Origin of the sequence: Roseomonas rosulenta (assembly GCF_016106005.1) — a bacterium.
In the GTDB taxonomy this organism is placed as follows: Bacteria; Pseudomonadota; Alphaproteobacteria; order Acetobacterales; family Acetobacteraceae; genus Neoroseomonas; species Neoroseomonas rosulenta.
Genome location: NZ_JACADR010000176.1, coordinates 1 through 9,403 on the forward strand (window position 1 = coordinate 1; position 9,403 = coordinate 9,403).

Annotated in this window: 8 protein-coding genes and 1 pseudogene; 5 read left to right on the forward strand and 4 right to left on the reverse strand. The window is 72.4% G+C overall.

Features of this window, described 5'->3' with window-relative positions; genetic code table 11:
* Positions 1-62 precede the first annotated feature (62 nt).
* Positions 63-827, reverse strand: coding sequence for a ComF family protein (locus HW578_RS18105; protein ID WP_369407920.1), 765 nt, complete (start codon positions 825-827; stop codon positions 63-65).
* Positions 828-834: 7 nt separating this feature from the next.
* A complete protein-coding gene (locus HW578_RS18110) occupies positions 835-2,424 on the reverse strand; it encodes a rhodanese-like domain-containing protein (RefSeq protein ID WP_198372048.1) in 1,590 nt (529 codons plus the stop codon).
* Positions 2,425-2,529: 105 nt separating this feature from the next.
* Between HW578_RS18110 and HW578_RS18115 the strand changes: the two genes are divergently transcribed.
* From HW578_RS18115 to HW578_RS18130, 4 genes are all read left to right on the forward strand, one after another.
* Complete coding sequence (locus tag HW578_RS18115; protein ID WP_198372050.1) at positions 2,530-3,417, forward strand: methyltransferase domain-containing protein; 888 nt, start codon at positions 2,530-2,532, stop codon at positions 3,415-3,417.
* 73 nt (positions 3,418-3,490) lie between these two features.
* Positions 3,491-4,297: a type I methionyl aminopeptidase gene (gene map / locus HW578_RS18120; protein WP_198372051.1), complete on the forward strand. Its 807-nt coding sequence runs from the start codon at positions 3,491-3,493 to the stop codon at positions 4,295-4,297.
* Positions 4,298-4,401: 104 nt separating this feature from the next.
* Positions 4,402-5,112: a RadC family protein gene (gene radC, locus HW578_RS18125; protein WP_232479088.1), complete on the forward strand. Its 711-nt coding sequence runs from the start codon at positions 4,402-4,404 to the stop codon at positions 5,110-5,112.
* 75 nt (positions 5,113-5,187) lie between these two features.
* The gene (locus tag HW578_RS18130; RefSeq protein ID WP_198372054.1) at positions 5,188-6,195 is read left to right on the forward strand and encodes a S1C family serine protease; all 1,008 of its coding nucleotides are present in this window, start codon (positions 5,188-5,190) and stop codon (positions 6,193-6,195) included.
* Between the two features lie 15 nt (positions 6,196-6,210).
* On the opposite strand, the gene HW578_RS18135 is transcribed toward HW578_RS18130, so the two are convergent.
* Together HW578_RS18135 and HW578_RS18140 are read right to left on the reverse strand one after the other, a co-directional pair.
* Positions 6,211-6,732, reverse strand: a complete 522-nt coding sequence (locus HW578_RS18135) for a hypothetical protein (protein WP_198372055.1) — start codon at positions 6,730-6,732, stop codon at positions 6,211-6,213.
* A 304-nt stretch (positions 6,733-7,036) separates the two neighbouring features.
* A pseudogene (locus HW578_RS18140) lies at positions 7,037-7,675 on the reverse strand (TerC family protein); the annotation flags it as partial.
* Between the two features lie 152 nt (positions 7,676-7,827).
* On the opposite strand from HW578_RS18140, the gene purB reads away from it, so the two are divergent.
* Positions 7,828-9,165: an adenylosuccinate lyase gene (gene purB, locus HW578_RS18145; protein ID WP_198372059.1), complete on the forward strand. Its 1,338-nt coding sequence runs from the start codon at positions 7,828-7,830 to the stop codon at positions 9,163-9,165.
* The last annotated feature ends 238 nt before the right edge of the window (positions 9,166-9,403 follow it).

The following is a 9,403-nucleotide window of genomic DNA, read 5'->3' on the forward strand; positions in this document are numbered from 1 at the left end:
GCGCCCTACAGGTCGAGTAGGCGCTTGCCTGGCCGCCCCGCTCGCTGCCAGGCAGCGCCCCGCTACGCGTCCCGCAGCCGCGGGTCCGGCACGCGGGCGGCGGCCAGCACCTCGACCGCCAGGGCCCCCGCCTCCAGCAGCACCAGCGCGCAGGCCTCGGACGTGGCGCCCGATGTCACCACATCATCCACCAGCAGCACCCGCCGGCCCGCGACCAGCGCCCCGCCCTTCCGCGCCAGGGCGAAGGCGCCCTGCACCGTGATCGCCCGATCCGCCGCGCCCTTGTCCGCCAGCGGCGGGGTGCGCCGCCGACGGCGCAGCAGGTCAAGTGCCACGGGCCGCTGCGCGATCCGCCCCAGCGCGCGGGCCAGCAGCGCCGCCTGGTCATAGCGGCGCCCGAGCAGCCGCCGCCAATGCGCCGGCACCGGCACGATCAGCTCGGCCCGCGCGAGCAGCCCTGCCCCCGCCCGCGCCATCTGCCGCGCCAGCGGCCAGGCGAGCTCGGTCCGGTCGGCGTGCTTGAAGGGCAGGATCAGTCGCTTCGCCCCGGCATCGTAGCGCAGCGCCGCGCGGGCCGCGGCGAATGCCGGCGGGCGCGCCGCGCAGCGTGGGCAGAGCGACTCGCCCTCCCCATGGGCGAAAGGCACGCCGCAGCGCGCACAGAAGGGCGGGCTGATCGGCGACAGGCCCGTGAAGCAGGTGGCACACAGCGTGCCCTGTTCGGCCACCTCCCCCGCGCAGGCCAGGCAGCGCGGCGGCAGCAGCACGTCCAGCACGCGCCCGGAAGCCCTGCGCAGCGAGCCCTGCAGCCGCCCCAGCGCGGTCACGCGGGCGTCATGGCCAGGCGCCGAAGGGGGCGTCGCCGTCCTTCGCCACCTCGTGCACCAGGTCGATTTCCCAGGAGAGGTACGCGTGCATCGCTTCCTCGATGCCCTCGTTGCGGTCGTAGGGGCGCAGGTAGAAGTCGACGCACGCGGCATCCTCGGGGTCGCGGCGGTCGGCGGCCATCGGGAAGCCGGCCTCCTTCCAGGCGCGCGTCCCGCCGGCCAGCACCTTCACCGGGGCGCGGGCAAAGCCGCGCAGCTCGGCGGCAGCGAGCCGCGCCTGGGCTTCCTCGGGGGCAGCCACCACGACCTGCCGGTCGCCGGTCAGGCGCGGCGCGAGCCGATCGAGCCGCGTGCGGATGCCCCAGAGCGCGCCCGGCACATGTCCGTCGCGGAAGTCGATCGACCGCGCCAGATCGACCACCTGCGCCGCGCCTTCCGCTGCCAGCACCGCCAGTTCGGCCGGGCTGACATGCGGCACCTGGATGGCCTTGGCCTCCGGGCATTCAGGCGCCCAGATGCCCTCCTCCAGCCGGCCGGACAGGCCATCGGTCAGCACCACCACCTCCCAGCCGCCGAGCTGGCGCAGCCAGCCGCCGGTCATGCGCGCACGCACGCCGGTGTCGTCCACCAGCACGATGCGCGCGCCACGCACTGCCACCCATTGGTCGGTCGCCTGCACCAGCTGCCCGCCGGGCGCCGAGCGGCTGCCGATCATATGACCAGCGGCGAATTCCGAGGGGTCGCGCACATCGAGCAGGTAGGTGGTGCGCGATCCGTCCGCCTGCATGCGCTCGAACTCGGCGCGGGTCGCCAAGGTGACGCCATGCTTGCGCGCGAAGCGGTCGGCGCGGGCGAAGGCGTCCTCCATGCCGGCCGGCGTTCGCTCCGGATAGCGGTCGGTGCGGCCGCGGTCGCAGGAGAAGCCGGCCAGCTCCCAGCCCATGGTGCCGTTGCGCAGCGCCACCACCTTGTTCGGCACGCCCGCGCTGCGCAGCGATTCCGCGCCCAGGATCGAGCGCGTGCGCCCGGCGCAGTTCACAACGATGGTGGTCTCCGGGCGCGTGACGAACTCGCCGATCCGATAGACCAGCTCGCCGCCCGGCACGTTCACCGCGGTCGGAATCGTCATGCGACGGAATTCGTCGATCGGGCGGCTGTCCAGCACCACTATGTCGAGCCCGCTGTCCATCATCGCCTTCAGCTCGGCGGGATCGACCGAGGGTGTCTCGTAGTGATGCTCCACCCATTCGCCGAAGGCCTTCGAGGGAACGTTCACGCCCGAGAACTCGACATACCCGGCCGCCGCCCAGGCCGGCGTGCCGCCGGCCAGCACCGCGACATCCGTGCAGCCAATCGATTCGAGATACTCCGCAAGCCGCGCCGCATACCCCTCCCCGCCATCGACGCAGACAACGGGCGTCGCACGCCGCGGCAGCAGGGCACGGGCGCGGAATTCCATTTTCGACAGCGGGCACGGGATCGCCCAGAACAGATGCGAGCGCCCGAACTCCCCCTCCTCCCGTGCATCGAGGATGGCAAGCTCCCGCCCCTCCCCGATCAGGCGCTTCAGCGTGGCGGCGTCGATCTGCTTCGCCATGGCGGTCTTTGTCCCATCTTCCTGCCGTGGCGGGCACGCTAGTCCCGTTCGTGCCCGCGGCCAAAGCGGCTTGCCCCGCGGCAGCCCCGGGCGCATCTGACGCGCATGAGCGATCCCGCCCAGGTCTTCGACCGCGCCCTGGTCCGCCGCCGGCGCGACCGGGCAGCCGCCACGGTGCAGCGTGTCGAGCCCATCCTGGCCGAGGCCGCGGACCGGCTGCTCGACCGGCTGGACGACACGACGCATCGCTTCACCCGCGCGCTCGACCTCGGCGGCCGCGGCGTGGTGGCGCCGCGCCTGGCCGCGCGGGGCATTCCCTTCGTGGTCTCGGCCGACCTCTCGCCGGGCATGGCGGCGCGCGCCGGCGGGATGGCGGTCGCGGCAGACGAGGAATGGCTGCCCTTCGGCGAGGGCGCCTTCGACCTCGTGGTCACCTGCCTCTCGCTGCACTGGGTGAACGACCTGCCCGGCGCGCTGGTGCAGATCCGCCGCGCGCTGGCACCCGACGGGCTGTTCCTCGCCGCCCTGCCCGGCCTGCCGACACTGCAGGAACTGCGCGGGGCGCTCGCCGAGGCGGAGGTCGCGCTGCGCGGTGGCCTCTCCCCGCGCGTCTCGCCCTTTCCGGACCTGCGCGACGGCGCGGCGCTGCTACAGCGTGCCGGCTTCGCGCTGCCCGTGGCGGATGCCGAGGAGATCGCCCTGCGCTACCGCAGCCCGCTCGCACTGCTGGCCGACCTGCGCGCCGCGGGGGAAGGCAATGCGGTCCTGGCGCGCGACGGGCGCATCCCGCCCCGCGCGCTGTTCCCCCTGGCGGCATCCCGCCTGGCCGCGGACGGCGCGGTCATGCCTGCGACGCTGCGCCTCCTCATGCTGACCGGCTGGGGCCCTTCCGCCACGCAATCGAAGCCCGCGCGCCCGGGCAGCGCCACGGCGCGCCTCGCCGATGCGCTCGGCACGGTCGAGCACCGCGCCGGCGACAAGGCGGGCCTGTAGCCGGCGCGCTTGCAACCAAGGGGGGCGGGGCGCATCTTTCTACCCCACGTCACGCCCCGATCCGGACCCGACCATGGAGCAGCAGGGCGGCGAATCGCGCCGCATCACCATTCATCGCCCCGAGGACTTCGCGGGGATGCGCAAGGCCGGCCGCCTGGCCGCGGCGACGCTCGACATGATCGCCGAGCATGTGCGCCCCGGCGTCACCACGGGCGAGATCGACCGACTATGCCACGACTTCATGGTCGCCCATAACGCCGTGCCCGCCACGCTCGGCTACCGCGGCTACACCAAATCCTCTTGCACCTCGGTCAACCATGTCGTCTGCCACGGCATCCCGGGCGACCGCGTCCTGGCCGAGGGCGACATCGTCAATATCGACGTCACCGCCATCCTCGATGGCTGGTACGGCGACACCAGCCGCATGTTCGTGGCCGGCACGCCCTCGACCAAGGCGCGGCTGCTGATGGACGTGACCTACGAGGCCATGATGAAGGGCATCGCCGCTATCAGGCCGGGTGCTACGCTCGGCGATGTCGGCCATGCCATCCAGGTCTACGTCGAACGGCACCGCTTCTCGGTGGTGCGGGATTTCTGCGGCCACGGCATCGGGCGGCACTTCCACGAGGCGCCCAACGTGCTGCATTTCGGCCGCCCTGGCGAAGGGCCCAAGCTGCGCGCGGGCATGTTCTTCACCGTCGAGCCGATGGTGAATGCTGGCCGCCCCGAGGTGAAGATCCTCGACGATGGCTGGACCGCCGTGACGCGCGACCGTTCGCTCTCGGCGCAGTTCGAGCACATGATCGGCGTGACCGAGATGGGGGCCGAGATCTTCACCCTCTCCCCCGCCGGGCTGCACCGCCCCTACGCCGGCGCGTGAGACAGTTGTTCAACTTGTAGTAGATATTCGCTAGCGTCCATCACGTCCGGCGCCCTTCGCCGGCAGCGAGGCGCATGCGCAGGAAACCCGGACTGGCCGAGGCGATGCCCGGCCTGCTGAAAGTGATCGAGCCGCCGGAGGAGGCCCCAGGCCATCTCGGCCATCGCGCCCGCATGCGCGAGAAGCTGCTCGGGGCCGGCCCCGAGGCGCTGCTCGACCACGAATTGCTCGAGATGGTGCTGTTCCTAGCCCTGCCGCGCCGCGACACCAAGCCGATCGCCCGCGCGCTACTGGCCCGCTTCGGCTCCTTCGCCAATGCCATCGCCGCGCCGCTGCAGGAGTTGCGGGAGGTCGAGGGCCTGGGCGAGGCCGGCGCGGCTGCGCTGCGCACGGTGCAGGCCGCGGCACTGCGCCTCGCCAGGGCCGAAGTCATGGACCGCCCGGTGCTGGACAACTGGGACCGCCTGCTCGCCTACCTCACTGCCGCGCTCACCCGCGAAAGGGTCGAGCAGTTCCGCGTGCTGTTCCTCGACACCCGCAACCGCCTCATCGCCGACGAGGCCCAGGCCCGCGGCACGGTCAACCACACGCCGGTCTATCCGCGAGAGGTGGTCAAGCGCGCGCTCGAGTTGCAGGCGACGGCACTGATCCTGGTGCACAACCACCCCTCCGGCGACCCCACGCCCTCGCGCGCCGACCTCGAGATGACGCAGGAGATCAAGGCGGCGGCGACCAGCCTCGGCATCGTGCTGCATGACCACTTGGTGGTGGGGAACGGCCGGCATCTGTCCTTTCGGCGGGAAGGCCTGCTCTGAAGCGCTTCGTGCCGCCTGCGCCAGGACGCGCGGCGGCCGTTGACCGCAAGGCCGGCGTGCCGGCACCCTTCCGCGATGCGTTCTACGCCCCCTGCCCTTGCGCTGGCCTCGCTGCTCGCGGCGCTGCCTGTTGCCGCGCAGAAGCCTTCCGGCTCGCTCGGCAACCTTCCGCCGCCGGCGCAGGTCGCGCCGCCACCGCAGCGCCCGGGTCCGGCGCCGCAGGTCGCGCTGCCGCGTGACAAGCCGCCGCCGCTCGGCGGCACTACCCGCCCACCCGGCTTTGGCCAGCCCGGTCCGGGCGTCGGACAGCCGCCACAGGGATTCGGGCAGGCGCCGCAGGCCCCGCCCGGGCAGATGGCCGCTCTGCCACGCAGCAAGCCGCCGCCGCTCGGCGCGACGGGGCCGGGCCAGGCCGCGGCGCCAGGCCAGGGTGCCACGCCGCCAGGGCCGCGGCGACAGGTGTCCTCAGGCACCGGCTTCGTCGTCGCGCCACGGCAGATCATGACCAACCAGCACGTGGTCGATGGCTGCGCCGCCATGACGGCGCGGCTGCCCAACGGCCAGGAGATCGCAGCGACGGTGATCGCCGCCGACACACAGCGTGACCTCGCGCTGCTGCGCACCGATGCCGATGCCGGGCCCGTGCTGCCCTTCCGTCGTGCCGCCGAGATGCGCCGCGGCGAGGCTGTGGTGACCTACGGCTTCCCGCTGGCCGGCCTGCTCTCCTCGGGCCCGACGCTGACCACCGGCGACGTCTCGGCGCTGGCGGGGATCGAGGACAATCCCCGGCAGATCCAGATCAGCGCGCCTGTGCAGCAGGGCAATTCCGGCGGACCACTGCTCGACCTGCGCGGCCATGTCGTCGGCGTCATCGTCTCGAAGCTGAACGCCCAGCGCATCGCGCAGGCGACCGGCGACATTCCGCAGAACGTGAACTTCGCCGTGAAGCACACCGAGGCGGTGGACTTCATGCGCGAGCACGGCGTGCAGCCGCTTCTCGAGGGAACCGGGACGGTGCGCACGGCGGCCGAGATCGGCGAGGTCGCGCACGCCTCGACCCTTTTCCTGCGCTGCCTGCGCTGAGCGCGGCCGCCCGGTTCAGCGGCCGCGCACCGCCCGAAGGGTTTCGGCCGCGAAGGCTGTCGCATCGGCAGCCGGTGTGCGGCTCGTGGCCATGGTGACCTGCACCTTGACCATGCGCCCCTGGGCGGCGCCGACGCAGACATGACGCGTCACGGGCGCGCGGCCGAAGGCGCCCTCCATCACGGCGCAGCGCAGCCCCGGATCGGCGATGGTGACGCGGCTGCGCTCGGTCAGCCGGCGGCCGGTGCGCCCCTGCGGCGCCTCCGTCACTTCCATGACTGCTGAGGAGACTTCTCGGTCGAGCTCGGCCGAAGCGGGGTCCGCGGGAACCGACCGCCCGCCGGTCCCGAAGACCAGCACCGTCGCGACAGCGGCGCGGTTGGGCGTGGCGTAGTCCAGGGTCAGCACATCGGCCGGGCGCTGCAGCGTCTCGCCGCGCTGGAAGCCGGCGATCTCGGCCGGCATGCGCGCAGCGATGGCCTCGAGCGACGGGCGCTGGGATTCGTCGAGCGCCGCGCAGGCGCCAATGATTAGCATCGCGGCGATGGCAACACAGCGTGGTGCCGCGCGCCCTCCGGCGTTCGTCACGGGGCCAGGGCGGGCCGTTCCGCCGGCGACCGGCTTGGCCGCCGTCGGCGCAGACTGCCGCAGGGGCCGGTCGTCAGGCACTCGCCCGCGGCCGCATCAGGTCGCGCACCGTCCCTGCCACCGCGGTGATGACGGTGGTGTAGATGACCATCTGCATCAGCGTGGCGCCGACCCAGAGCCAGACGGGGAAGACACCGGCTATGGCGGGCACCAGGAAGCCCAGCGGCAAGAAGAGATAGGCATAGGCTTCCGGCACGGCGGTCGCGACCTGGTGCGTGCCCTCGTAGATCATCTGGAAGGCGACATACAGGATGACCAGCAGGCCGACCCAGGCGATCCAGCGGTGCTTGTCGAGCAGCCGCGCGATCAGCGTGGCGGCCACGCCCATCAGCACGACCGAAACCGCGAGGCCGATGATCAGGATGTAGGGATGGTCCTTCGCCGCGCCGGCCACGGCCAGCACGTTGTCGAGGCTCATGGAGACATCGGCGACCAGGATCTGGATGATTGCCTGGCGCAGCGTCTTGCGGGGCGCGCCGGGGGTTTCCTCGCCTCCGAGCGCATCGACACCCTCGGCCTGCTCGGTGGTGTCGTGGCCATGAGCGCCGCCGTCGCGCAGCTCGCGGTACATCTTCCAGCAGACCCAGAGCAGCAGCACGCCGCCGGCCAGCACGATGCCCACGATCGAGAGCAACTGCACCGTGATCGAGGCGAAGGCGATGCGCATCACCGTTGCGGCAATAATGCCCCAGAAGATCGCCTTGCGTCGCTGGTCCGCCGGCAGGCCGGCCGCGGCCATGCCCACCACGATGGCGTTGTCGCCCGCGAGGACGACGTCGATGAACAGGACCATGGCCAGTGGCTGGAGCCACTCGGGCATCATTTCCAACATGCAGCGGACGCCCCCGGCGGATCGTTTTGCGCTTTGCGGAGCAGCGGCAATACCGACCCTTTTCCCGCAGGGCAACCCCGCTGGCGCCGCTTGCGCGCGGTGCCCGGGCGCGCCAAACGGGGTGCGCCGCCGCCGAACGGAGCCCGCCGCCCATGGTCCCGCGCTATTCCCGCCCGCAGATGGAAGCCATCTGGTCGCCCGCCACGCGCTATCGCATCTGGTTCGAGATCGAGGCGCTGGCGGCAGAGGCGATGGCCGGGCTCGGCACCATCCCCGCCGACGCGGCGCGCATCATCCGCGAGAAGGGCGAGCCCCGCGCCGCCGCGATCGGCGAGGCCGAGGTCGCGCGCATCGACGAGATCGAGCGCGTCACGCGTCACGACGTGATCGCGTTCCTGACCTTCATGGCGGAGGGAATCGGCCCCGAGGCGCGCTTCATGCACCAGGGCATGACGAGTTCCGACGTGCTCGACACCTGCTTCGCGGTGCAGATGACGCGCGCGGCGGACCTGCTGATCGCCGACGTCGACGCGGTGCTGGCCGCGCTGCGCACCCGCGCCATGGAGCACCGCATGACGCCCACGGTCGGGCGCAGCCACGGCATCCATGCAGAGCCCACCACCTTCGGCCTGAAGCTGGCGGGTCACTACGCGGAATTCGCCCGGGGCCGGGCGCGCCTGGTGGCCGCGCGCGCCGAGGTCGCCACCTGCGCCATCTCCGGCCCCGTGGGCACCTTCGCCAGCGTCGATCCGCGCGTCGAGGCCTTCGTGGCGGAACGCCTCGGCCTGGCGGTGGAACCTGTCAGCACGCAGGTGATCCCGCGCGACCGCCACGCCGCCTTCTTCTGCGCCCTGGCGCTGGTCGCGAGCGCCATCGAGCGCCTGGCCACCGAAGTGCGCCACCTGCAGCGCAGCGAGGTGCGCGAGGCGGAGGAATTCTTCCACCCCGGCCAAAAGGGGTCCTCCGCCATGCCGCACAAGCGCAACCCGGTGCTGAGCGAGAACCTCACGGGCCTCGCACGCCTCGTGCGCGGCTACGTGACACCCGCCCTCGAGAACGTGGCGCTGTGGCACGAGCGCGACATCAGCCATTCGAGCGTGGAGCGCGTCATCGCGCCCGACGCGACCATTGCGCTCGACTTCGCGCTCATGCGGCTGGCCGGGATGATGGAGAAGCTCACCGTCTATCCGCCGCGCATGCAGGCGAACCTCGACGCCCTGGGCGGGGTGGTGCACAGCCAGAAGGTGCTGCTGGCCCTCACCCAGGCGGGCATGAGCCGCGAGGACGCCTATGCCGCGGTGCAGCGTGCCGCCATGGCGACCTGGCAGGCGCTCGGGACACCCGGCGCGCACGACTTCCGCGCCAACCTGCTGGCCGATGCCGAGGTCACGCGCTGGCTCGACGCCGCGGCGATCGATGCGGCGATGGACCCGAAGCGCGACTTCCGCCACGTGGACACGGTCTTCGCACGGGTCTTCGGCGCCGCTTGACACAAGGTCGTGATCCGGCGCAACCGCCCCGATTCCGCCCCAGATCGGCATTAATATCCAACTCATGAGGAGGACCGGGATCATGACGACGCTCCGGACCATCGGCTTCAGCGCCGCGCTCGCGGCGCTCGGCGTCCTGGCGGCGCCGTCGCTGGCGCAGGCCGGCGATGGCTGGCGCGGCCATCCTGGCCGTGGCTGGGGCCCGCCGCCGCGCGCCTACTACGCGCCGCCGCCGCCG